This is a genomic window from Streptomyces sp. NPDC050704 (assembly GCF_040654355.1).
Taxonomy (GTDB): domain Bacteria; phylum Actinomycetota; class Actinomycetes; order Streptomycetales; family Streptomycetaceae; genus Streptomyces.
In genome coordinates this window covers 1-22,701 of record NZ_JBFAHW010000089.1, presented here as the reverse complement: position 1 = coordinate 22,701, position 22,701 = coordinate 1, and the positions used below count along the sequence as shown (strand labels likewise).

Annotated in this window: 20 protein-coding genes and 5 tRNA genes; 8 read left to right on the top strand and 17 right to left on the bottom strand. The window is 71.1% G+C overall.

The features are described 5' to 3' along the window. Positions 1-28: 28 nt before the first annotated feature. Positions 29-2,275, bottom strand: coding sequence for an ATP-dependent DNA helicase RecG (gene recG / locus AB0I18_RS37325; protein ID WP_363110140.1), 2,247 nt, complete (start codon positions 2,273-2,275; stop codon positions 29-31). Positions 2,276-2,437: 162 nt separating this feature from the next. Here recG and AB0I18_RS37320 point away from each other — a divergent pair, with 162 nt between their 5' ends. Both AB0I18_RS37320 and AB0I18_RS37315 read left to right on the top strand, forming a co-directional pair. Next, positions 2,438-4,276: an HSP90 family protein gene (locus AB0I18_RS37320; RefSeq protein ID WP_363110139.1), complete on the top strand. Its 1,839-nt coding sequence runs from the start codon at positions 2,438-2,440 to the stop codon at positions 4,274-4,276. A gap of 23 nt (positions 4,277-4,299) precedes the next feature. Continuing rightward, the gene (locus AB0I18_RS37315) at positions 4,300-7,275 is read left to right on the top strand and encodes a tetratricopeptide repeat protein (RefSeq protein WP_363110138.1); all 2,976 of its coding nucleotides are present in this window, start codon (positions 4,300-4,302) and stop codon (positions 7,273-7,275) included. 46 nt (positions 7,276-7,321) lie between these two features. On the opposite strand, the gene AB0I18_RS37310 is transcribed toward AB0I18_RS37315, so the two are convergent. Then, positions 7,322-9,151, bottom strand: a complete 1,830-nt coding sequence (locus AB0I18_RS37310; RefSeq protein WP_363110137.1) for a DAK2 domain-containing protein — start codon at positions 9,149-9,151, stop codon at positions 7,322-7,324. A gap of 249 nt (positions 9,152-9,400) precedes the next feature. Here AB0I18_RS37310 and rpmB point away from each other — a divergent pair, with 249 nt between their 5' ends. Continuing rightward, a complete protein-coding gene (gene rpmB / locus AB0I18_RS37305) occupies positions 9,401-9,586 on the top strand; it encodes a 50S ribosomal protein L28 (protein ID WP_363110136.1) in 186 nt (61 codons plus the stop codon). 165 nt (positions 9,587-9,751) lie between these two features. Here rpmB and thiD read toward each other — a convergent pair whose 3' ends face one another. Together thiD and AB0I18_RS37295 are read right to left on the bottom strand one after the other, a co-directional pair. Next, positions 9,752-10,579, bottom strand: a complete 828-nt coding sequence (gene thiD, locus AB0I18_RS37300; RefSeq protein ID WP_363110135.1) for a bifunctional hydroxymethylpyrimidine kinase/phosphomethylpyrimidine kinase — start codon at positions 10,577-10,579, stop codon at positions 9,752-9,754. After that, complete coding sequence (locus AB0I18_RS37295; protein WP_363110134.1) at positions 10,576-11,541, bottom strand: thiamine-phosphate kinase; 966 nt, start codon at positions 11,539-11,541, stop codon at positions 10,576-10,578. Before AB0I18_RS37295 ends, thiD begins: the two co-directional genes overlap by 4 nt. A 206-nt stretch (positions 11,542-11,747) precedes the next feature. Here AB0I18_RS37295 and AB0I18_RS37290 point away from each other — a divergent pair, with 206 nt between their 5' ends. Both AB0I18_RS37290 and AB0I18_RS37285 read left to right on the top strand, forming a co-directional pair. Next, a complete protein-coding gene (locus tag AB0I18_RS37290) occupies positions 11,748-11,981 on the top strand; it encodes an Lrp/AsnC ligand binding domain-containing protein (RefSeq protein ID WP_363110133.1) in 234 nt (77 codons plus the stop codon). 20 nt (positions 11,982-12,001) lie between these two features. Beyond that, positions 12,002-12,511, top strand: coding sequence for a DUF3515 domain-containing protein (locus tag AB0I18_RS37285; RefSeq protein ID WP_363110132.1), 510 nt, complete (start codon positions 12,002-12,004; stop codon positions 12,509-12,511). A 91-nt stretch (positions 12,512-12,602) separates the two neighbouring features. Here AB0I18_RS37285 and AB0I18_RS37280 read toward each other — a convergent pair whose 3' ends face one another. From AB0I18_RS37280 to AB0I18_RS37270, 3 genes are read right to left on the bottom strand one after another with little or no spacing between them, the layout of a single operon-like run. Beyond that, on the bottom strand, positions 12,603-13,760 hold the full coding sequence (locus AB0I18_RS37280) for a D-alanine--D-alanine ligase family protein (RefSeq protein WP_363110131.1): 1,158 nt from the start codon (positions 13,758-13,760) through the stop codon (positions 12,603-12,605). Between the two features lie 58 nt (positions 13,761-13,818). Then, positions 13,819-14,838, bottom strand: a complete 1,020-nt coding sequence (locus AB0I18_RS37275) for an NAD(P)H-dependent glycerol-3-phosphate dehydrogenase (RefSeq protein ID WP_363110130.1) — start codon at positions 14,836-14,838, stop codon at positions 13,819-13,821. After that, a complete protein-coding gene (locus tag AB0I18_RS37270; RefSeq protein WP_363110129.1) occupies positions 14,835-15,704 on the bottom strand; it encodes a lysophospholipid acyltransferase family protein in 870 nt (289 codons plus the stop codon). The genes AB0I18_RS37275 and AB0I18_RS37270 overlap by 4 nt, the downstream gene beginning before the upstream one ends. Before the next feature lie 144 nt (positions 15,705-15,848). Here AB0I18_RS37270 and cofC point away from each other — a divergent pair, with 144 nt between their 5' ends. Beyond that, entirely contained in the window at positions 15,849-16,481 is a 633-nt protein-coding gene (gene cofC / locus AB0I18_RS37265; protein ID WP_363110128.1) for a 2-phospho-L-lactate guanylyltransferase, read from the top strand. Between the two features lie 149 nt (positions 16,482-16,630). Continuing rightward, positions 16,631-16,864: a hypothetical protein gene (locus tag AB0I18_RS37260; protein ID WP_363110127.1), complete on the top strand. Its 234-nt coding sequence runs from the start codon at positions 16,631-16,633 to the stop codon at positions 16,862-16,864. A 150-nt stretch (positions 16,865-17,014) separates the two neighbouring features. On the opposite strand, the gene AB0I18_RS37255 is transcribed toward AB0I18_RS37260, so the two are convergent. From AB0I18_RS37255 to leuC, 4 genes are all read right to left on the bottom strand, one after another. Continuing rightward, a complete protein-coding gene (locus AB0I18_RS37255) occupies positions 17,015-17,671 on the bottom strand; it encodes an HU family DNA-binding protein (RefSeq protein WP_363110126.1) in 657 nt (218 codons plus the stop codon). A gap of 138 nt (positions 17,672-17,809) precedes the next feature. Next, a complete protein-coding gene (locus AB0I18_RS37250; protein ID WP_363110125.1) occupies positions 17,810-18,040 on the bottom strand; it encodes a hypothetical protein in 231 nt (76 codons plus the stop codon). 268 nt (positions 18,041-18,308) lie between these two features. Next, complete coding sequence (gene leuD / locus AB0I18_RS37245) at positions 18,309-18,902, bottom strand: 3-isopropylmalate dehydratase small subunit (RefSeq protein ID WP_363110124.1); 594 nt, start codon at positions 18,900-18,902, stop codon at positions 18,309-18,311. Positions 18,903-18,908: 6 nt separating this feature from the next. Continuing rightward, complete coding sequence (gene leuC / locus AB0I18_RS37240) at positions 18,909-20,339, bottom strand: 3-isopropylmalate dehydratase large subunit (protein ID WP_363110123.1); 1,431 nt, start codon at positions 20,337-20,339, stop codon at positions 18,909-18,911. A gap of 189 nt (positions 20,340-20,528) precedes the next feature. On the opposite strand from leuC, the gene ndgR reads away from it, so the two are divergent. After that, a complete protein-coding gene (gene ndgR / locus AB0I18_RS37235; RefSeq protein WP_363110122.1) occupies positions 20,529-21,245 on the top strand; it encodes an IclR family transcriptional regulator NdgR in 717 nt (238 codons plus the stop codon). Between the two features lie 123 nt (positions 21,246-21,368). Here ndgR and AB0I18_RS37230 read toward each other — a convergent pair. From AB0I18_RS37230 to AB0I18_RS37205, 6 genes are all read right to left on the bottom strand, one after another. Further along, a tRNA-Glu gene (locus AB0I18_RS37230) sits at positions 21,369-21,441 on the bottom strand. Between the two features lie 20 nt (positions 21,442-21,461). Next, positions 21,462-21,533, bottom strand: a tRNA-Gln gene (locus AB0I18_RS37225). A 23-nt stretch (positions 21,534-21,556) separates the two neighbouring features. Further along, positions 21,557-21,629, bottom strand: a tRNA-Glu gene (locus AB0I18_RS37220). Between the two features lie 62 nt (positions 21,630-21,691). Further along, a tRNA-Glu gene (locus AB0I18_RS37215) sits at positions 21,692-21,764 on the bottom strand. A gap of 42 nt (positions 21,765-21,806) precedes the next feature. Further along, a tRNA-Gln gene (locus AB0I18_RS37210) sits at positions 21,807-21,878 on the bottom strand. 91 nt (positions 21,879-21,969) lie between these two features. Further along, positions 21,970-22,701: HAD family hydrolase (locus AB0I18_RS37205; RefSeq protein WP_363110121.1), on the bottom strand; the 732-nt coding region annotated here is incomplete at its 5' end.

Below are 22,701 nucleotides of genomic sequence, written 5' to 3'. Positions count from 1 at the left end.
CCCGCGCCCCTATCGGGGCGCCCGGTGTTCAGCCCTTTTCCAGGTACTGCTCTCTCTCCTCGTCCAGCAGGGCCTGGAGAGCTGTGCGCAGGCCCGGGAGGCCGGTGAGGTCCGGGTCGGTCGCGACCACCGTGGTCGCCTCCTCCCTGGCCTCGGCGATGATCTCCTCGTCGTCGATGACCGTGAGCACGCGCAGCGAGGAGCGCACGCCCGACTGGGCCTGGCCCAGGACGTCGCCCTCGCGGCGTTGTTCGAGGTCGATGCGGGAGAGCTTGAAGCCGTCGAGGGTGGACGCCACCGCGTTCAGGCGCTGGCGGGCCGCGCTCGCCTCCGGCATCTCGCTGACCAGGAGGCAGAGGCCGGCGGCGGAGCCCCGGCCGACGCGACCGCGCAGCTGGTGGAGCTGTGAGACGCCGAACCGGTCGGCGTCCATGATCACCATCGCCGTGGCGTTCGGCACGTTCACACCGACCTCGATGACCGTCGTGGCGACCAGGACGTCCGTGTCGCCGGCGGCGAAGCGGCGCATCACGGTGTCCTTGTCGTCCGGCGCCATCCGGCCGTGCAGGACTTCGACCCTGAGGCCCTGGAGCGGGCCGTTCGCGAGCTGGTCGGCGATGTCGAGGACGGCGAGGGGCGGGCGCTTCTCGGCCTCGGGCCCGACCCCGGCCCCGTCTTCGGGTGACGACTTCTTCTTGGACTTCTTGGGGTCGTCCCCCTCGTCGACGTCGTCTCCGATACGGGGGCAGACGACGTACGCCTGATGTCCGTTGGACACTTCCTCTCGCACGCGCTCCCACGCGCGCGAGAGGAAGTGGGGTTTGTCGGCGGCCGGGACGACGTGGCTGGCGATGGGTGAGCGGCCGGCCGGGAGCTGGTCCAGGACGGACGTCTCCAGGTCGCCGAAGACGGTCATGGCGACGGTGCGGGGAATCGGCGTGGCGGTCATCACGAGGAGGTGCGGCGGCTGCTTGCCCTTGCCGCGCAGGGCGTCGCGCTGCTCGACCCCGAACCGGTGCTGCTCGTCCACCACGACCAGACCCAGGTCGTGGAACTGCACCTTGTCCTCGATCAGCGCATGCGTGCCGATGACGATCCCCGCCTCGCCCGTGACGAGGTCGAGCAGCGCCTGGCGGCGGCCGGCCGCGCCCATGGAGCCGGTGAGCAGCACCACCTTGGTGGAGTGCTCGGCCCCGCCGAGCATGCCGCCCTCGGCCAGCTCCCCCATCATTTCCGTGATCGACCGGTGGTGCTGCTGGGCGAGCACTTCGGTGGGCGCGAGCATGGCGGCCTGCCCGCCGGCGTCGACGACGGCGAGCATGGCGCGCAGGGCCACCATCGTCTTGCCGCTGCCCACCTCCCCCTGCAGCAGCCGGTGCATCGGATGCTCCGTGGCGAGGTCGTCGAAGATCTCCTTGGTGACCTTCAGCTGGCCGTCGGTGAGGGTGAAGGGCAGCTTGGCGTCGAAGGCGGTGAGCAGGCCGTCCGGGGTCGGTCTGCGGGCCACGGCCGGGAGTTGGGCGTCCGCGTGACGGCGGCGGGCCAGAGCGACCTGGAGGACGAATGCCTCGTCCCATTTGAGGCGGGAGCGGGCGTCCTCGATGTCCGCCTTGGTGTGCGGGCGGTGGATCTTCAGCAGGGCCTCGGGGAGGGGGACCAGGCCGCGGCCGGCCCGGAGGGAGTCCGGCAGCGGATCCGCGGCCTCCTGGGCGCTCGGCAGTACCGTCTGGACCGCTTTGGCGATCTTCCAGGACTCCAGCTTGGCGGTGGCGGGGTAGAGCGGGATGAGGGCCCCCGCCCAGGTGTCGATGGTCTCCTCGGAGGCCTCCTCCGCGTCGCCGCGCAGCAGCTCGTACGCCGGATGGGCCAGCTGGAGGCGGCGGTTGAAGACGGAGACCTTGCCGGCGAACAGCGCGCGCGTGCCGGGCAGGAGCTCCTTGTGGGGTTTGTGCACGCCGTTGCCGAAGAAGACCAGCTTGAGCTGGCCGCTGCCGTCCGTGATGGTCACTTCGAGGCGCTGGCCCTTGCCGCGGGGCGCCTTGGACGAGGCGAACGTGAGCAGGCGGGCGTCGGCGACCTGGGCGACCACCGTGACGTGCTCGTCCATGGGCAGGTCGGCGAGGTGGGTGAGCTGCCCACGCTCCTCGTACCTGCGCGGATAGTGGTGCAGCAGATCGCCGACCGTGTGCAGGCCGAGGTGCTCGGCCATCACCTTCGCGGTGGCGGGTCCGAGCACCTTCTTCAGTGGTTCTTCGAGCGCGGGCACGAGATCCATTGCACACCACAGCACTGACAATGCCGTATACGTCTCGGAAATCCGCTGGTCAGGCGGCTCGTTCGGGGCCTAGGATGGCGCGCCCGGCCCTCTTCGCGGTCACCCTCTCGCGGGACCGCCCGACCCCGCGCCGTCGTCCGTCCCCCCACCGGCGCTGCGACGATGGACTCCCAGACCTCACAGCCAGCACAGGCATCCCAGTCACCCCATACGTTCCAGGTCGACCTGCGCGGTCTGGTGGACCTGCTCTCCCATCACCTCTACTCCAGTCCCAAGGTCTATCTGCGCGAGCTGCTGCAGAACGCCGTGGACGCGATCACCGCCCGGCGCGCCGAGCAGCCCGACGCGCCTGCCCTGGTGCGGCTGTTCGCGGAGGGCGGCACCCTGCGCGTGGAGGACTCCGGGATCGGGCTCACCGAGACGGACGTGCACAGCCTCCTGGCGACCATCGGCCGCAGTTCCAAGCGGGACGAGGGTCTGGAATCGGCGCGTTCGGACTTCCTCGGGCAGTTCGGCATCGGGTTGCTGGCGTGTTTCGTCGTCGCCGAGCGCATCCGGGTCGTCAGCCGCAGCGCGCGTACGCCCGACGCGGCGCCCGTGGAGTGGACGGCGACGGACGACGGCTCGTACACCGTGCGGACGCTGCCTCATGAGGCCCGTACCGAGCCGGGCACGACCGTGCACCTGGTGGCCCGCGCGGGCGCCGCCGACTGGCTGGCCGCGGACCGGGTGCTGTCGCTGGCCCGGGACTTCGGATCGCTGCTGCCGTACGACGTACGGGTGGGCGACGAGGCGGTCACGGACCTCCCGGCGCCCTGGGACCGCTCGTACCCGAGTCCGGGCACCCGGAGGGTGGCCCTGGCGCGGCACTGCCACGACCTGTTCGGCTTCACGCCGCTGGACTCGATCGAGCTGGACGTGCCGCTCGCCGGCATCCGTGGTGTGGCGTACGTGCTGCCGTCCGCGGTCAGCCCCGCCCAGCGTGCCGGTCATCGTGTGCACCTGAAGGGCATGCTGCTCACCGAGCGGGCCGAACAGCTGCTGCCGGACTGGGCGTTCTTCGTCCGCTGTGTCCTCGACACCGACAGCCTGCGGCCCACCGCGTCACGGGAGTCGCTGTACGAGGACGAGACCCTGGCAGGCGTACGGGAGGCGCTGGGCGAGCGGATCCGGGCCTGGCTGACCGGACTCGCGGCCGGTGATCCCGAGCGGCTGGCCGCCTTCCTGTCGGTGCACCACCTGGGGGTGAAGTCCCTCGCACGGCACGACAGCGAGATGCTGCGCACGATGCTGCCGTGGCTGCCCTTCGAGACGACCGACGGGCGGCTGTCCCTGGAGGAGTTCGCCCAGCGGCACCCGGTGGTGCACTTCACGCGGACCGTGGAGGAGTACCGGCAGGTCGCGCCGATCGCGTCCGCGCAGGGCGTCGGCGTGATCAACGGCGGTTACACGTACGACAGCGAGCTGGTCGAGGCGCTGCCCTCGGTACGGCCGGGTACGGTCGTGGCGGAGCTGGACGCCGACACCGTGACCGCGCACCTGGACTCCGTCGACCCGGCGGAGGAGCTGGCGCTGTCGGCCTTCCTGGGAGCGGCTCGGGCCAAACTCGACCCCCTGGGATGCGATGTCGTCCTGCGCGCCTTCCATCCCCTCTCCGTGCCGGCGCTGCACCTGGACGACCGGTCGGCACGCCACGAGCAGGCCCGTGCGGACGCCGAAGAGCAGGCCGACGACCTGTGGGCGGGCATCCTCGGCTCGCTGCGCGGCAGCGCCCCCCGCGCGCGGCTGGTGCTCAACCACCTCAACCCGCTGATCCGCAGGATCAGTTCACTCGACGACCGGGAGCTGATCGGGACGGCCACGGAGTCCCTCTACGGGCAGGCCCTGCTGATGGCGCAGCGGCCGCTGCGGCCCGCGGACTCGGCGCTCCTGAACCGCGCGTTCATCGGCCTCCTGGAGTGGGCCACCCACAGCGACTCCCCGGGGGAGGGCCACCGATGAGCCCCTCCCCCATGGATAGGGATATGGACATGGACTTCGAGGCGCTGCGCCGGGCGATGCAGGAGAACTACGAGCAGCCGGAGGGCCCCGCCCGCAACGCGCGCGCGGAGCAGCTGCTCGCCGAGGCCGAAAAGCTGAACATCCCACTCGCCGTGATCGAAGCTCTCGGCCACCAGCTGAAGGTCTACAACTACAGCTCCGAGAAGGACAAGATGTTCGTCCCCTTCGCGCGCCTGCTGCGCATGTGGGACGAACGCCCCGAGGACTTCGACGAGTACGAGACCCATTCCCTGCACTGGGTCTTCAAGTGGATGTCCTCGGGCATGCTCGGCCAGCCGCACATCCCGCTCGCCTCCATCGAGAAGTGGCTCGGCGAGATGGAGCACCGCTACCGGCTCGCCGGGCACTCCGAACGGGCCGTGCGCAGCGCCGAGTTCACCGTGGCCCGGCACATCGGGGACCTGGAGCGGGCCGAGCGCGCGTACGCCGCGTGGCTCGCCGCGGACCGGGACAGCATGGCCGACTGCCACGCCTGCGAGCTGCACGACCAGGGCTGGTGGCAGGCCGAGCGGCGGGCGGACACCGAGGCGCTGGAGGTGTGGCGGCCCGTCCTGGAGGGCGAGTACACGTGCGCCCACGAGCCGCACGCGGCCCTCGCGTCCTCGCTGCTGCCCTTGTTGCGCCTCGGGCGCCTGGACGAGGCCCGCGCCCACCATCTGCGCGGTTTCCGGCTCGTACGCCCCATGGAGAGCATGCGCGGCGCGTACGCGGACCACGTGGAGTTCTGCGCGCTCACCGGCAACGAGGCGCGCGCCCTCGAGCTGCTGGCGGAGCGCCCCGCGTACTTCACGGACGCCGGGGAGCCGCGCAGCCGGATGGACTTCCTGGCCGTGGTCGCCCTGCTGATGGACCGGCTGACCACGCTCGGCCTCGGCTCGCAGCCGGTGCCAGGACCGGCCGGCGGCACCTGGACGGCGGACGGACTCGCCGCCCACGCGCGCGTGGAGGCCCTTTCGCTGGCCGCGCGCTTCGACGAGCGCAACGGCACGGCGTACGTGAGCGGGCGCGTCCGGCAGCGCATGGACCAGCGGCCCCTGGTGGAGCGGCTGCCGCTGGGCGTACGGGCCGCACGGACCGTGACCGCTCCCGTGAAGCCCCCGCCCACGCCACCCGCCTCCGCGGCGTCTGCCGCCGCCGAGCCGGACCTGGCCGCGCTGCTCGCCGAGGCGCACCGGCTCTCGGACTCCCTGCATCCGGAGTCCGTGGCGGCGTGGGCCGCGGTCGCCCGGGCGGCCGGGGACGGGGAACTGGCCGTGCGCGACCGCGCGGAGATGGCCGACCACGAGGCGATGGGCCGCGGACCGGAGGGCGTGGAACTGTTCGCGCGCGCCGCCGAGTTGTACGCCGAGGCGGGCGACCCGGGAGAAGCCCTGGCGGCACGCGCGCGTGGAGCGTACGTACTGGCCCTCTCCGGCCGGACCGACGAGGCGCTCGCCGCGGTCGCGGAGCCGTACGACCAGGTGCTCGCCCTCTTCGCCGAAGGCGGGACCGGGGTTCAGCAGACGGCTTCCGTGCTGGTGGGACGGGCACGGATTCTGTTGCAGCGGGTGCGTGAGGCGGCGGAGGGCCAAGCCGACTCTTCAGGAGGCGGGGCGGGAACCGGCTCCGAGGCCCTCGCCGCCGCGGAGAGCGCCGCGCGGGAGCTGCTGGCCCTCACTGCGCCCCGCACCGCGCCGGACGCCTCGGACGACCTCCTGGTGGCCTCCAGGGCCGCGGAGGCGCAGGCCATGCTCGGGGAGGTCGCGGCACACTCCGGAGACGCGGAGACGGCCGCGGGGCTGCTCGCCCGGGCCGCGGAGGCGTTCGTCGCGGCCGGGCTGCCGTGGTTCGCGGTGGAGTACGAGGCCCGGCTCACCGGGATCGCACGCCACCTGGGCGACGCCGAGGCGGCCGAGCGGGCGGCCCGGGCCGCGCTGGAGCACGGCGCACCCTTCCTGGAGGCGGCCGGCCATGCCCAGCTGCACCTTCAGCTGGCCGAAATCCTGGGCGCCACTGGGCGGTTCGGGCCCGCGGCGGACCACGCCCTGGAGGCGGCCCACTGGGCCGACGAAGGTGGCGAGGGGCCCACGCTCGGTGCCTGGGCACGGCATCAGCTCGGCGGCTTCCTGCTGCGTCAGGGGCGCTGGGCGGAGGCCGCGGAGGTCCTGGAATCGGCCCTGCCGGAGCTGAGCGCACAGACGCACGGCGACGGTGCGCTCGTGCAGACCCAGTGGTGGCTCGGCGACTGCCTCACCGAGCTCGGGGAGCACCGGGAGGCCGCCGGACGCTGGCTCCAGGCCGCCGAGATCGCCCGGCACTGGCCCGACCAGCGCGACCACGCGATGCTCGCCCATCTCGCCGCGGAGGCCCTCGGCAACGCGGGACTGCTCGCCGAGGCGGAGCAGGCCTACGAGCGCGCCGGTGACCTGTGGCGCTCCCTCGGCAACGCCCATGGGCTGATCCGCGCTCTACGGGCCCGTGCGTGGGTCGCGGTGCGCGACGAGGGCGCCGGGCTCGACGCGGCCCGGGAGTTGATGGCGGCGGCGCTTCACGAGTGCGAGACCGCGATGCCGGAGGACGACGACGAACGGGAGCAGCTCGTCTCCGAACTCGGCCAGACGCACCGGCAGTTCGGTGATCTGATCGCCCGCTCCGTGGCCGACGACGCCGACGACGCCTCGATACGCGCCGTCTTCGAGGAGGCGCTCGCCCAGATCGCACAGGCCGCCGCGGTCTTCGCGTCCCTCGGCGGGAGCGGTCTCCACAGCCGTACGGGCGCCGAGCTCGCCGCCGGCTGGCTGGAAGCGGACCTGGAGCGACCCGAGGCGGCCGCGGCACGCGCGCGCGTGGTGCTCGCCGCCTACGCCGAGCCCGAGGACGCCAACGAGACCGACGAGACGGTGGTGGCTCGGCGGGCGGAGGCGGAGCGGCTGGCGCGGGTCACCGGAGGCGGGGAGTAGCGCCCCGGGCGGGATGGGAGGCGGCTCCTGTCCCGCTCACTCCACCTCACTCCACGCCGATCAGCAGCAGAGCCCCCTGGCGTCCGCCCCGGTACACCACCGTGTCCACGGCCAGGTACGACTCGCGGACCCGGGATTCCAGGTGGCCGGCGATCGTGTCGGGGGCGTCGTCGCCCAGGACCAGGGTGACCATCTCGCCGCCCGCCGCGAGCATGCGATTCAGAACCGTTTCGGCCGTGGCCGTGACATCGGAGCCGATCACGGCCACGTCGCCCTCGATGAGACCGAGGATGTCGCCGGCCTGGCAGATGCCGGCCATGGTCCAGGACTGGCGTTCCGCGACCACGAGTTCGGCGTACCGGGTCGCTCCGGCGGCCGAGGTCATCGCGACGACGTCCTCGTCGAAACGCCGGTCGGGTTCGTGCACGGCGAGCGCGGCGATCCCCTGGACCGCGGAGCGCGTGGGGATCAGCGCGACCCTGACCCCCTCGACGCGGGCCTGCTCGGCCGCCGCGGCCGCGGTGTGGCGCAGCTCGGCGTCGTTGGGCAGCAGCACCACCTCGCGCGCGTGCGCACGCCGGACCGCCTCGACGAGCTCTCCGCTCGCGGGCGGCTCCCCGGGACGTGCGAGGACGATGGTGGCCCCGGCCTCGGCGTACAGGCCCGCCAGGCCCTCTCCGGGGACCACGGCCACGACCGCGCGCTCCACCCGCTCCCGGACCTGGCGTCCGGCGGCGCCCGCCGTGTGTGCGTCGCCCAGCCCGAAGTGCGTGATCCGGATCCGGTACGGCCGCCCGGCCTCGACACCCGCCTCCACGGCGGCGCCGGCGTCGTCGACGTGCACATGGACGTTCCACAGCCCGTCCCCGCCGACCACGACGAGCGAGTCACCGAGCGCGTCGAGCCGGTCCCGCAGCCGCGCCACGGCCGCGTCCGGCGCCTCCAGGAGGTAGATCACCTCGAAGGCGGGCCCACCCTCTTCCGGAGCCGGGACATCGTCCGCACACTCCCCCACGTCCGCCGAACCGCCTGTGCCACTCAGGTCACCGGGCAACTCCGTCACACCGGCGTCCACGCGCGCGTGCGGTGCCTTGGCGTCCGAATACGCCCCCACGCGCGCGTGCCCCGCGAGAACCGGCACCGCCCCGGCGGCGGGTGCCTCGCCCGTGAACGTCTCCACCAGCGCCGCCAGTACGGCCACGAGTCCGCGTCCGCCCGCGTCGACCACACCGGCCCGCTCCAGGACCGCCAGCTGCCCCGGAGTCGCCGCGAGCGCCGCCCGCGCCCCCTCGTACGCCGCCCGCGCGACCACCCCGCAGTCGCCCTCGGCGCCGGAGGCCGCGTCGGCGGCGGCCGAGGCCACCGTGAGGACCGTGCCTTCGACCGGGTGCGCGACGGCCTGCCGGGCCGCGTCCGCGGCGTGCCGCAGGGCGAGCCGCAGGCCCTGCCCGTCGGCGTGCGTGGTGTCGCTGTCGGCGGCGAGCACCTGGGCCATGCCCCTCAGGAGCTGCGCCAGGATCGTCCCGGAGTTCCCACGGGCCCCGATGAGCGCGCCGTGCGCCATCGCGCGCATCGCGTCGGCGAGCACGGGCCGCTCGGCCGCCTGCCCACCGGAAGCTCCCTGCCCGACAGATGCCGTCGGCCCGCTGACGGCTGTCGACCCACCGGAGACGGCGGCATGCCCCGCGAAGACCGCCTCGACCGCCGCGGCCGCCGACTCCACGGTCAGGTACAGATTGGTGCCGGTGTCGCCGTCCGCCACGGGATAGACGTTGATCGCGTCGATCTCCTCGCGCGCACGGCCGAGGGCCTCCAGCGCGAGTTCGCACCAGGCGCGCACCGCGAGAGCGTCCAACGTGTGCGGCACCTGCGGCACCTGCGCCTCCTTGAGCAGCCGGAACGTGGGACGCAGCGTAGACCCCGGTCGGGTTCCCGCCGGAAGAGGGCCGGGGCGGGGACCCCGGCCGACCATGGTAGTTTCGTTGTACGGACGCAGTCGTTGTATGCTGCTCCGGTTGCCCGATCCGATCGGGCCTTCTCCCTGGCACCGCCACTCAGATCCTAGATCTTGATCCCGGCATGCCGGGATCCACCGTAAGAGCATCTGAAGTCTTTGGAGTGACCCGTGGCTGCCAACTGCGACGTCTGTGGCAAGGGGCCGAGCTTCGGCAACAGCATCTCGCACTCTCACCGCCGTACGTCCCGTCGCTGGAACCCGAACATCCAGCGCGTCCGTACCGTGATGGGCGGGACACCGAAGCGCGTGAACGCTTGCACCTCGTGCATCAAGGCCGGCAAGGTTTCGCGCTGACGCTCAGCCGACGCGCGGCCACTGCTGGTTCGCTGCTCAAAGCCGGTCCACCTCGGTGGACCGGCTTTTTGCTGTGCGCGGGCGCGGGGCACGGTATGTAGAGCACTGGACGTAGGGCACTGGATACAGGGCACGCATGTCATGCGTAAGCGCTTACGCAATCGCTTACGCGTCACTCGTCCCGAAGCGCCACCCGTGATCCACCGGCCCGATCCCGCCCCCGAGCGCGAAGCCGCCCGCGATCGCCCCGGTGACGTACTCCTTCGCCGCCGCGGTCGCGTCCGGCACCGTCGCCCCCCGCGCGAGTCCCGAGGCGATCGCGCTCGCGAGGGTGCACCCCGTGCCGTGCGTGTGCCGGTTGTCGAGCCGGGGTGCGCGCAGCCAGTGCTCGGCGGAGCCGTCCGTCAGGTAGTCGACGGCGTCACCACGGAGATGGCCGCCCTTGATCAGCACCCACGTCGGGCCGTACGCCAGCATGGCCGCCGCCGCCCGCCGCATCCCGTCCTCGGACTCGACGCGCACCCCCGTGAGCTGGGCGACCTCGTCCAGGTTCGGGGTGGCCACGGTCGCGACGGGCAGCAGTTTCGTCCGTACGGAATCCAGCGCGGACGCGGCCAGCAGCGAGTCGCCGTGCTTCGAGACGCCGACCGGGTCGACGACGGCGGGCGCGTCCGTGGCGCCGATCAACTCGGCGACGGCCTCGACGAGTTCGGCCGAGGCGAGCATGCCGGTCTTGACCGCGTCCACTCCGATGTCGTCGACCACGCTGCGGTACTGGGCGCGCACCGCCTCCACCGGCAGTTCCCAGGCGCCTTGCACGCCCAGGGAGTTCTGCGCGGTGACGGCGGTGAGCACGCTCATGCCGTGCACACCGAGCGCGAGCATCGTCTTCAGATCGGCCTGGACACCGGCACCGCCCCCGGAGTCGGAGCCGGCCACCGTCAGCACCCGGGGCGGAGCACTCCCGGCGCTCCTGCCGCTCCCGCCACTCATGACTCGATGTCCGCGAAGTGGTCCCAGCCGCCCTTGCTGGTCCACGGCGCCCCGTCGACCGTGACCTGCGGCAGCGCCGACGGGTTGAGGACCTCTCCGATCACCTTCCAGCGGGCGGGCAGCTTCACGTCCGGCGGGAAGGTCGCGACGATCGCGTGGTCCTCGCCGCCGGTGAGCACCCACTGGATCGGGTCGACGCCGACGGCCTGCCCGATGTCGTTCATCTGCGTGGGGATGTCGACGGCGCCGGAGCGGATGTCGATCCGCACCTTGCTGGCCTCGGCGATGTGCCCGAGGTCGGCGATCAGTCCGTCGCTGACGTCCGTCATCGAGGTCGCGCCGAGCCCGGCGGCCGCGGGGCCCGCGTGGTACGGCGGTTCCGGGCGCCGGTGGGCCTCGACGAAGGCGCGCGGCGAGCGGAAGCCGCGGGAGAGCACGGCGTGCCCTGCCGCGGACCAGCCCAGCCAGCCCGTCACGGCGACGACATCGCCGGGCTGGGCACCGGACCTGACCACCGGCTCGTGGTTGCGCAGATCGCCGAGCGCGGTGATCGCCACGGTGATCGTGTCGCCGCGTACGACATCGCCGCCCACCACGGCCGCGCCGGCGACCTGGCACTCGTCCCGGATGCCGTCCATCAGCTCGGACGGCCAGGTCGCGGGCAGCTCGGCCGGCACGACCAGGCCGAGCAGCAACGCGGTCGGTACGGCGCCCATGGCGGCGATGTCCGCGAGGTTCTGCGCGGCCGCCTTGCGCCCCACGTCGTACGCCGTGGACCAGTCCCGGCGGAAGTGCCGCCCCTCCAGGAGGATGTCGGTGCTCGCCACGACCCTGCGGTCGGGCGCGGCCACCACGGCGGCGTCGTCGCCCGGCCCGACGCGAACCGCCGGGGTGGTGGTGAGCCGTGAGGTGAGCTCCTTGATGAGCCCGAACTCCCCCAACTCGCCCACGGTGCCCTTCATCGTCGTACGTCCCCTTCTGTTCCTACATCTGCCCGGTCGCGAGCCGCCCCCGACCTGGGTACGGTCGAGTCGACCGTCAACTTGTGCGGTCCATGCACCCCGGCGCGCAAGCCCCAGGCCCCCCGGGTCTCCCCGCGGCGAGCGGCGACGCGATACCGTGGCGTTCCTTTTCCCCACATGATCCTCGTGGCCGACCTGGAGGTTCCGTGGTACAGGCGTACATCCTGATCCAGACGGAGGTCGGCAAAGCGTCGACCGTCGCCGAGACGATCAGCAAGATTGCTGGGGTGATCCAGGCCGAGGACGTGACAGGACCATACGACGTGATCGTGCGGGCCCAAGCCGACACGGTGGACGACCTCGGCCGCATGGTGGTCGCGAAGGTCCAGCAAGTGGACGGCATCACGCGTACCCTGACCTGCCCGGTCGTGCACCTGTAGCCCCCGTCTACCCTTGGCCGGTGAACTTCTCCCGTCACCGGCACTCCTCCTACGTCGGGCTGCCCGCCCTCGTCCTACTGATCGCGGCCACGGGCTGCTCCTCGGCAGACGACACCACATCGACCGCGGTTCCCAGTCCGGACACGAAGGTCACCGAGCTGTGCCAGAACCTGGACAAGCGGCTGCCGCGAGAAGTGGACGGCCTCGACCGGAAGGATCCCGAGCCCCGGTCGACACTGACCGCGGGCTGGGGAAGCCCGGCGATCATACTGCGCTGCGGTGTCGAGCGGCCGCCGAAGATGATCGACCCGAAGGTCGCCGAGGGCGGTGACGCGGATGCGGTCGCCGGTGGGGTGAACGGTGTCGACTGGCTGATGGAGGAGCGGGGCGGTGGGGCGTATCGGTTCACCAGTGCGTCGCGTCTTGCGTACGTCGAGGTGACCGTGGACAAGGGGCCGGACACGTCCACCGTTCTGGTCGACCTGGCCGGGGCCATCAAGTCGGCGATCCCCGAGGGGATCGCCGACTGAGAAGACTGCGGTTGGTCGTTGGCTGCGGGTTCGTTGTGGCTGGTCGCGCAGTTCCTCGCGCCCCTACGGGGCGCCCCCACAAGGGCGCGTTTTAGCGCAACCCCGTCGGCCTGCGCAGTGCCGCCTGGATCAGGCGGTCGACCAGTTCCGGGTACGGGACGCCGGTCGCCTCCCACATCTTCGGGTACATGGAGATGGGGGTGAAGCCGGGCATCGTGTTGATCTCGTTGATCACGAACTCGCCGTCCTCGGTGAGGAAGAAGTCCGCGCGGACCAGACCCTCGCAGGACGCGGCGTCGAAGGCCTCGACGGCGAGCCGCCGGACCTCGGCGGTCTGCTCGGGCGTCAGCGGGGCGGGGACGAGGCCGGGGGTCGAGTCGATGTACTTCGCCTCGAAGTCGTAGTACGCGTGCGACTGCACCGGCGGGATCTCGGCCGGCACGGAGGCCCGCGGCCCGTCCTCGAACTCCAGGACCCCGCACTCGATCTCGCGGCCCCGCAGCAGCGCCTCCACGAGGATCTTCGGGTCGTGGTGCTGGGCCGCCGCGATCGCCTCGTCGAGGCCGCCCAGGTCGTCGACCTTGGTGATGCCGATCGACGACCCCGCGCGCGCGGGCTTCACGAAGAGCGGCCAGCCGTGCTCGCCCGCGAAGTCGATGATCTTCTTGCGGGCCGCGGACTCGTCGAGCTCCCATTCGCGGGGGCGGATCACCACGTACGGGCCGACGGGCAGCCCGAAGGAGGTGAACACCCGCTTCATGTACTCCTTGTCCTGGCCGACGGCCGAGGCGAGCACACCGGAACCGACGTACGGGACACCGGAGAGCTCCAAGAGGCCCTGGAGGGTGCCGTCCTCGCCGTACGGGCCGTGCAGCATCGGGAAGACGACGTCGACCTCGCCGAGCGCCTTGGGGACCGAACCGGGCTCGCTGTAGACGACTTCGCGGTTGGCGGGGTCGACGGACATGATCACGCCGCCCGCGTCCGACTCCACGAGTTCCTCGACATCGGGCGTACGGCGCTCGGTGATCGCCATCCGCTCCGGGTCGTCGGCGGTGAGCACCCAGCGGCCTTCCCGGGTGATTCCGATCGGCAGGACGTCGTACTTGGTCCGGTCGATGGCCCGCAGGACCGCTCCGGCGGTGACCATGGAGATCCCGTGTTCGGAGCTGCGCCCGCCGAAGACGACGGCCACGCGCGGCTTGCGAGGCGGCTGCTCAGGGCTCTGGGGAAGGTTCTCAGTGCTCATATCGCGTTGAGAGTACCCGTTGGTAGTGCCCTGATACAGCGGCCCCCGGCGGGGTCACTCAGTGCCGTTCGGGCTTGGCGCTGCGCGACATCAGCTCCTTGAGGGCGACGACCGGCGGCTTGCCCTCGTGGACGATGCCGACGACCGTCTCGGTGATGGGCATGTCGACACCGTGCCGGCGCGCCAAGTCCAGTACGGACTCACAGGACTTGACGCCCTCGGCGGTCTGCCTGGTGACCGCGATGGTCTCCTGGAGGGTCATGCCCTTGCCCAGGTTGGTGCCGAAGGTGTGGTTGCGGGAGAGCGGCGAGGAGCAGGTCGCCACCAGGTCGCCCAGGCCCGCGAGCCCGGCGAAGGTCAGCGGGTCGGCGCCCATCACGAGCCCGAGCCGGGTCGTCTCCGCCAACCCCCGTGTGATCAGGGACCCCTTGGCGTTGTCGCCGAGTCCCATGCCGTCCGCGATGCCGACGGCGAGACCGATGACGTTCTTGACGGCGCCGCCGAGTTCGCAGCCCACCACGTCGGTGTTGGTGTACGGGCGGAAGTACGGCGTGTGGCAGGCGGCCTGGAGGCGCCGGGCCACCGCTTCGTCGCTGCACGCGACCACGGCGGCGGCCGGCATCCGGGCCGCGATCTCACGGGCCAGGTTGGGTCCTGTGACCACGGCGATCCGGTCGGCACCGACCTTCGCGACGTCCTCGACGACCTCGCTCATCCGCATCGCGGAGCCGAGCTCGACGCCCTTCATGAGGGAGACGAGAACGGTGTCCGGGGCGAGCAGCGGGGTCCATTCGGCGAGGTTGCCGCGCAGGGTCTGCGAGGGCACGGCGAGCACCGTGAAGTCGGCGTCGCGCGCGGCCTCGGCGGCGTCCGTGGTGGCCCGTACGTTCACCGGCAGCTCGATGCCCGGCAGGTAATCGGGGTTGGTACGCGTCGAGTTGACCGCTTCGGCGAGTTCGGCCCGCCGTCCCCACAGCGTCACGTCGCACCCGGCGTCGGCGAGCACCATGCCGAAGGCCGTGCCCCACGACCCGGTCCCGAAGACGGCCGCCTTGACAGGCTTGCCGGATGTCGTCACTTGCCGTGCCCCTCTTCCTGCTCTGCCTTTTCCAGTGCCACTGTTTCCCGCGCCACCGTTTCCCGCGCCACTTTCTCCCGCGTCGCGATTTCCCGCGCCGCGTTCTCCCGCTCCGCCCTCGCCCGCTTTTCCTGGGACCGCGTCATGCGCCGCTGTTCGACGCGTACCTGGCGCGGGTCGTACCGCGTCGTGGGCGCCTTCTCGCCGCGGATCACCTCCAGCTGCTCGGTGATCGCGGCCATGATGACCTCGGTGGCCTCCTTCAGGAGTTCGGGGGTCATCTCCTTGTCGTAGAAGCGCGAGAGGTCCACGGGCGGGCCCGCGAGCACGTGGTGCGTCTTGCGCGGAAAGATGTCGGGCTTCGTGGCGTACGGGGGCAGCAGCAGGTTGGCGCCCCACTGAGCCACCGGAATCACCGGGCACTTGGTCTGCAGGGCGACCCGTGCGGCACCCGTCTTGCCGGTCATCGGCCACTGGTCGGGATCGCGGGTGAGGGTGGCCTCGGGATAGAACGCGACGCATTCCCCGCGCTCCACGGCGTCGATCGCCGCCCGGTAGGCGCTCAGGGCGTCGGTGCTCTCGCGGTACACCGGGATCTGGCCGGTCCCACGCATCGCCGCCCCCACGAAACCCTTGCTGAAAAGCCCGCTCTTGGCGAGGAATCGCGGAACCCGGCCGGTGTTGTACTGAAAGTGTCCGTACGCGAACGGGTCCACGTGAGAATTGTGGTTCACCGCGGTGATAAATCCGCCCTCGGCCGGAATGTTCTCCATTCCACGCCAGTCCCGCTTGATCAGAACCACCAGCGGCGGTTTGCACAGGACCGCTGAGAAGCGGTACCAGAAGCCGATTCTGCGGCGGGACACGCGGACACCTTCCTCCAGGGCCTGGGGTGCCGCACAAGTGTCGCCCCGGGCCGACTGTCTGTCGAGAACACCGTACGCCCCGACGACATGCCCACTCCGGTGCCCAGGTCACAATGGGCGCGACAAGGGAGGGACGGAGCGCTCGTGCAGTGGACCTTGGTCATACCCCTGAAAGCCCTGTCGCGGGCGAAGAGCAGGCTCGCGGACACGGCGGCCGACGGTCTGCGCCCCGGCCTCGCCCTCGCCTTCGCGCAGGACACCGTGGCCGCCGCGCTGGCCTGCCCCGCGGTCGGGGATGTGGCGGTCGTCACGGGCGACGTACTGGCCGGGCGGGAGCTGGCCGCGCTGGGCGCCCGGATCGTCCCGGACGAGCCGGAAGGCGGCCTGAACGCCGCTCTGGCGCATGCGGCGACGGTGGTACGCGCCAGAAGCCCCCAAAGCCCGCTGGCGGCCCTGAACGCCGATCTGCCCGCGCTGCGCCCCCTGGAATTGGCCCGCGTCCTCGACACGGCCGCCGAATTCCCCCGCGCTTTCCTCCCGGACGCCGCCGGAATCGGCACAACTCTTCTGGCCGCCTCCGCCGACCGTGAATTGCTCCCCGCATTCGGCACCGGTTCCCGAGCCCGCCATCGCGCGTCCGGAGCCACCGAACTCCTCTTGGCCTCGGTGGATTCCGTACGCCAGGACGTGGACACCGGCGCCGACCTGCGAGCGGCCCTCTCCCTGGGCGTGGGCCCGCGTACGGCGGCGGCGGTGGAGCGCCTGAAGGCGGCCTGAGCGCTCCGCTGGAAGGACGCTGCTGCTGTATCTACGTGCGGCTCCGCCGCGGGCGCGGCCCGGTGGGGGCTGGTCGCGCAGTTCCCCGCGCCCCTTACGGGGCACCCCTGAGTCCGTACCGCCCCGAGCGGAGCGCCTACGCTTGCGCCATGCAGGCGACCGCGTACACGTACGACCCCGAGACCCGCAGCGGCCAGGTGCTGCTCGACGACGGCACCCCGGTGCCCTTCGACGCCCCGGCGTTCGACAAGGGCGGGCTCCGGCTGCTGCGCCCGGGGCAGCGGGTGCGGATCGAGGTCGAGGGCGAAGGTGAGGCCGAGGGCGAGAGCAAGGGCGGGAACGAAGCCCGGCGCATCACGCTCATCACGCTGCAGACCTTCTGAGGCCGAAGCTGCCGCGGCCCTGCCGCAGCCAGCCCTCTGCCGTAAGCCCTGTCGCGCGCCCTCCGAAGCCGCGGACCCCTCCGAACGCGCCGCGGGCCGGGCTCCCCAGAGGGAGCCCGGCCCGGCGCGTGAGTGTCCCAGCGCCCGTGACTACCGGCGGGCGGTGGTCTTCTTGGCGGTGGTCTTGCGAGCCGTCGACTTCTTGGCCGGGGCCTTCTTGGCCACCGCCTTGTTCGCCGGCGTCTTCTTGGCCGCCGCCTTCTTGGCGGTGGTCTTCTTGGCCGTGGTCTTCTTGGCGGTCGCCGTGGTCTTCTTGGCGGTCGTCTTCTTGGCCGTGGCGGTGGTCTTCTTGGCGGTCGCCGTGGTCTTCTTCGCGGGCGCCTTCTTCGCCGGCGTGGCCTTCTTCGCCGCCGTCGCCCTCTTGGCGGTGGTCACCTTCTTGGCCGCGGCCTTCCTGACCGTGGCGGAAGCACCGCCGGACAGGCTGCCCTTGGGCGCCTTCTTGACCGCGACGTCGTTCTTCGGGAGCTTCTTCGAGCCGCTCACCAGGTCCTTGAAACCCTGGCCCGCGCGGAAACGCGGCACGGAGGTCTTCTTGACCCGGACGCGCTCCCCGGTCTGCGGGTTGCGCGCGTAGCGGGCCGGACGGTCCACCTTTTCGAAGGAACCGAAGCCGGTGACCGAGACTCGCTCTCCGGCCACAGTTGCACGGACGATGGCGTCCAGTACTGCGTCGACCGCGTCGGCGGCCTGCTGACGCCCGCCGACCTTGTCCGCAATCGCTTCTACGAGCTGCGCCTTGTTCACGTCTTCCCCTTCGGAGACATTGCCAGAACGAAAGTGTTCAAGCTTTTTCGCACGTTAGGCAGATATATACCGCAAATCAAACACGAAACGGGCTAATCACCCTTGTGCCGCAACGAACTCGGGCTGGTGTTGAGTTCCTCAGCGGTCCTCTTCGGGGAATCGGCCCTCGTCGAGGTCCGTGGTGAACCGCTCCAGACGCCTTGTCGCATCGGCGAGATCGTGTTTGGCCACGGCCGTAATGACCAGCAGCTTCCGGGTCAGCGCCATCCGTACGCCCTCCGGGACTTGCAGTGCGCGCACCCTTGCGTGCGCTTCCTTGAGTTGGGACGCGACTGCCGTATAGAGCTCGAGTTGGCCGTCGTGTTCCATGCACAGATTGTGCCATCTGGGGCGAGTTGTCGCCTGCGCAGGGGGTAACTACCGCCTCCCGAGGGCCTCCCGCGCACCTTCCCACAAGGCTCTGCCGCTGCTCGGCTACCCCATCAAGCCCCCTTGAAACAAGGGCAGTTGAGGCCAATCACGAGGGCCTGAACAGGTCTTCCGAAGGCGCACACAGATGTACCCCCAACCGTCCACGATTGGGGGTACAGAGGCCTGTTGCGATGGCTGGAATCAGCCTTGCGGACTGCGGGCCGGATCAGACCTGGACGGTCCGCGGCTTGTGCGAGGGCCGCTTGGCCTCGTACGCCGAGATGTCCGCCTCGTTCTGGAGGGTGATGGAGATGTCGTCCAGCCCGTTCAGCAGCCGCCAGCGGGCGTTCTCGTCGAGCTCGAAGGCGGCCGTGATGCCCTCGGCGCGCAGCTCACGGGCCTCCAGGTCGACCGTGATCTCGGCCCCCGGGTCCTTCTCGGTGAGCTCCCACAGCGCGTCCACGATCTTCTGCTCCACAATCACCGTGAGCAGGCCGTTCTTGAGCGAGTTGCCGCGGAAGATGTCGGCGAAGCGGGACGAGATGACGGCCTTGAAGCCGTAGTTCTGCAGGGCCCACACGGCGTGCTCGCGAGAGGAGCCCGTACCGAAGTCGGGACCGGCGACCAGGACCGTGGCGCCCTCGCGCTCGGGCCGGTTGAGGACGAAGGAGGGGTCCTTGCGCCAGGCCTCGAACAGCCCGTCCTCGAAGCCGTCCCTGGTCACCTTCTTGAGCCAGTGGGCGGGGATGATCTGGTCCGTGTCGACGTTGCTGCGGCGCAGCGGGACGGCCCGGCCGGTGTGCGTGGTGAATGCTTCCATGACTGATCAGACTCCAGCGGGCGTACGGGCGTCGGCGTCGGACAGGTCCGCCGGGGAGGCCAGATGGCCCAGCACGGCGGTGGCGGCGGCGACCTGCGGCGAGACCAGGTGCGTACGGCCGCCCTTGCCCTGCCTGCCCTCGAAGTTGCGGTTGGAGGTGGACGCGGAGCGCTCACCGGGGGCCAGCTGGTCGGGGTTCATGCCCAGACACATCGAGCAGCCCGCGTGCCGCCATTCGGCGCCGGCCTCCTTGAAGACCAGGTCCAGGCCCTCGGAGACGGCCTGCAGACCGACCCGCGCGGAGCCGGGGACCACCAGCATCCGTACGCCGTCGGCGACTTTGCGGCCCCCGACGATCGCGGCCGCGGCACGCAGGTCCTCGATACGGCCGTTGGTGCACGAACCTACGAAGACGGTGTCGACCTTGATGTCGCGCAGCGGCTGTCCGGCGGTCAACCCCATGTATTCCAGGGCCTTTTCGGCGGCGTGGCGCTCCGAAGCGTCCTCGTACGAAGCAGGATCGGGGACGGCCGCCGAAAGCGGCGCTCCCTGGCCGGGGTTGGTGCCCCAGGTGACGAACGGCGCGAGGGAGGCGGCGTCGATGACGACCTCCTCGTCGAATTCCGCGTCCTCGTCCGACTTCAGGGTCTTCCAGTACGCGACGGCGGCGTCCCAGTCCTCGCCCTCGGGGGCGTGGGCGCGGCCCTTGAGGTAGGCGAAGGTGGTCTCGTCGGGGGCGATCATGCCCGCACGGGCGCCGGCCTCGATGGACATGTTGCAGATGGTCATCCGGGCCTCCATCGAGAGTTTCTCGATGGCCGAGCCGCGGTACTCCAGGATGTAGCCCTGGCCGCCGCCGGTGCCGATCTTCGTGATGATGGCGAGGATCAGGTCCTTGGCCGTGACATCGTCGGGAAGTTCGCCGTCGATGGTGATGGCCATGGTCTTGGGGCGGGCCAGCGGCAGCGTCTGGGTGGCCAGCACGTGCTCGACCTGCGAGGTGCCGATGCCGAACGCCAGCGCGCCGAAGGCGCCGTGCGTGGAGGTGTGGGAGTCACCGCACACGACGGTGGCGCCGGGCTGGGTCAGGCCCAGCTGCGGCCCCACGACGTGGACGACGCCCTGCTCGACATCGCCCAGCGAGTGCAGGCGCACGCCGAAGTCGGCGCAGTTCTTGCGCAGCGTCTCCAGCTGGACCCGGGAGACCGGGTCCGCGATGGGCTTGTCGATGTCGAGGGTCGGGGTGTTGTGATCCTCGGTCGCGATGGTGAGGTCGAGACGGCGCACGGGGCGCCCCGCCTTGCGGAGGCCGTCGAAGGCCTGGGGGCTGGTCACCTCGTGCAGCAGGTGCAGATCGATGAAGAGAAGGTCGGGCTCGCCCTCCGCGCGCCGGACGACATGGTCGTCCCAGACCTTCTCCGCGAGTGTCCTACCCATCGCTTTCCCTCCGGCCGGCCTGTGTGGCGCCGGCCCAACTAGAGATTTCCGAGGCGGCACGTCCATACCCCATGTACCGGACGCCTTCCGCCGGGCCCGTTGGTCCGCGGGCCGCTGTGTATACCAGGGTGGCGCGTTCCACCGAAAATTGAACTTGCGTTTCACAGAGTGAGACGCGAGTATCGTTTCATGGACAACAGTAGCGGCGTCGGCGTTCTGGACAAGGCAGCCCTTGTCCTGAGCGCTCTGGAGTCCGGTCCGGCCACCCTCGCGGGCCTGGTCGCGGCGACCGGACTGGCACGGCCCACGGCACATCGCCTCGCCGTGGCACTTGAACACCACCGGATGGTGGCGCGTGACATGCAGGGCCGTTTCATTCTCGGCCCTCGGCTGGCCGAGCTGGCCGCGGCCGCGGGCGAGGACCGCCTGCTGGCGACGGCGGGCCCGGTGCTCACCCACCTCCGCGATCTCACCGGCGAGAGCGCGCAGCTCTACCGCCGCCAGGGCGACATGCGTATCTGCGTCGCCGCGGCCGAGCGCCTGTCCGGCCTGCGGGACACGGTCCCGGTCGGCTCGACGCTCACCATGAAAGCCGGCTCCTCGGCCCAGATCCTGATGGCCTGGGAGGAGCCGGAGCGCCTGCACCGCGGACTCCAGGGCGCCCGCTTCACCGCGACGGCCCTGTCGGGCGTACGACGCAGGGGCTGGGCCCAGTCCATCGGCGAGCGCGAGCCGGGTGTCGCGTCCGTCTCCGCGCCGGTGCGCGGACCCTCGAACCGCGTGGTGGCCGCCGTCTCGGTCTCCGGACCGATCGAACGCCTCTCCCGCCACCCGGGCCGGATGCACGCCCAGGCGGTCATCGACGCGGCCGCGCGCCTCTCGGAGGCGCTGCGCCGCACGGGCTGACCAGCGGCACCGACTTCACCCTGCCGGTCGCTTCAACGCCGCAGCGACCGGCGGCAGTTGACGTTGTCCCGCAGCTCGACACAGAAAAGCCCTCCCCTGTTGGGGAGGGCTTCTTCGTTCATGTACCCCCGACCGGATTCGAACCGGCGCTACCGCCTTGAGAGGGCGGCGTGCTAGGCCGCTACACAACGGGGGCGCGGACCACAAGTGGTCCAGCTGGGCTACCAGGACTCGAACCTAGAACAACGGAACCAGAAACCGTCGTGTTGCCAATTACACCATAGCCCAAAGGTGGTCTATACCACCGTGAGTACCCCCGACCGGATTCGAACCGGCGCTACCGCCTTGAGAGGGCGGCGTGCTAGGCCGCTACACAACGGGGGCCCTAGCGATCCTGCATGAGGGTCAGCGGGTGCGACCCGAACTGTCCCCCTGGGAAGGATCTGTACCCCCGACCGGATTCGAACCGGCGCTACCGCCTTGAGAGGGCGGCGTGCTAGGCCGCTACACAACGGGGGCCTCACGGAGCTGGTCTCCGCATGTGCAGATGAGCTCTGCGAGCTGGCCTACCAGGACTCGAACCTAGACTAACGGAACCAGAAACCGTCGTGCTGCCAATTACACCATAGGCCACTGAAACACAACCCCCGTCGGGGATCTTGTTTTAGTGTGCGCCTCCGATGTCCGGCCTTTCGGCCCGCTGTCCGGCGGCGCAGGAAGAACATTACCTGAAGGTGGACGGCGCTCCAAAACGGGTATCGGGCCGGAGGATCGCGGGAAGTTCGCCCAGCGAGACGATGCGGCGCAGGCCGACGAACCGATCCGTCGGCCGGTCCGGCGCGGTGTCCCCGGCCTCGGCCGTGACCGCGCTCACGCCCGTGCGGTCGATCCAGACCGAGAAGAGCCCGGCGTCGGCAGCGCCCTGCCCGTCGATCTCCGGGTGGTCCCCTACGTACGCGACCTCGTGGGGCGGCAGTTCCAGCGCTTCGCAGGCCGCGTGGAACGCCTCGGCCGCGGGCTTGGAGACGCCCAGTTCGGCCGCGCAGAGCACCGACTCGAAGCGGTCGTGCACGCCGAGGACGCGGAGCTTGCGGTCCTGGACCTGGAGGCTGGAGTTGGACAGCACGGCGTGCCGGTGGCTGGCCGCGAGCGTGTCCAGGGCGGGCAGCACGTCCGGGAACAGCGCCCAGGCCGTCTCGTAGTGGGCGATGTACCGGTGGAACCAGGCGTCGGACTCGGCGTCCGTCAGCGTCTCCCCCAGGAAGACCCTGACCCGGTCCCGGCGCTGCCCGATCCAGTCCGTCTCGCCCGCGGCGAATCTGGCCCACTGCTGGTCGGTGATCTCCCGCCAGCGGGCGAGGGCCTGCTCGACGGCGCTTCGGCGAGCAGGAAGCCGCGCTGGCCGGGGGTGACGGGGAAGGGCGAAGGCCCTGCGTCGGGGCGCGTGCCGGCGCCC

What these genes read in the sequence shown, in the direction of transcription:
- recG (WP_363110140.1), bottom strand. Translation starts at nt 2,275, where the DNA reads ATGGATCTCGTGCCCGCGCTCGAAGAACCACTGAAGAAGGTGCTCGGA.
- AB0I18_RS37320 (WP_363110139.1), top strand. Translation starts at nt 2,438, where the DNA reads ATGGACTCCCAGACCTCACAGCCAGCACAGGCATCCCAGTCACCCCAT.
- AB0I18_RS37315 (WP_363110138.1), top strand. Translation starts at nt 4,300, where the DNA reads ATGGACATGGACTTCGAGGCGCTGCGCCGGGCGATGCAGGAGAACTAC.
- thiD (WP_363110135.1), bottom strand. Translation starts at nt 10,579, where the DNA reads ATGAGTGGCGGGAGCGGCAGGAGCGCCGGGAGTGCTCCGCCCCGGGTG.
- AB0I18_RS37295 (WP_363110134.1), bottom strand. Translation starts at nt 11,541, where the DNA reads ATGAAGGGCACCGTGGGCGAGTTGGGGGAGTTCGGGCTCATCAAGGAG.
- AB0I18_RS37280 (WP_363110131.1), bottom strand. Translation starts at nt 13,760, where the DNA reads ATGAGCACTGAGAACCTTCCCCAGAGCCCTGAGCAGCCGCCTCGCAAG.
- AB0I18_RS37260 (WP_363110127.1), top strand. Translation starts at nt 16,631, where the DNA reads ATGCAGGCGACCGCGTACACGTACGACCCCGAGACCCGCAGCGGCCAG.
- AB0I18_RS37250 (WP_363110125.1), bottom strand. Translation starts at nt 18,040, where the DNA reads ATGGAACACGACGGCCAACTCGAGCTCTATACGGCAGTCGCGTCCCAA.
- leuD (WP_363110124.1), bottom strand. Translation starts at nt 18,902, where the DNA reads ATGGAAGCATTCACCACGCACACCGGCCGGGCCGTCCCGCTGCGCCGC.
- leuC (WP_363110123.1), bottom strand. Translation starts at nt 20,339, where the DNA reads ATGGGTAGGACACTCGCGGAGAAGGTCTGGGACGACCATGTCGTCCGG.
- ndgR (WP_363110122.1), top strand. Translation starts at nt 20,529, where the DNA reads ATGGACAACAGTAGCGGCGTCGGCGTTCTGGACAAGGCAGCCCTTGTC.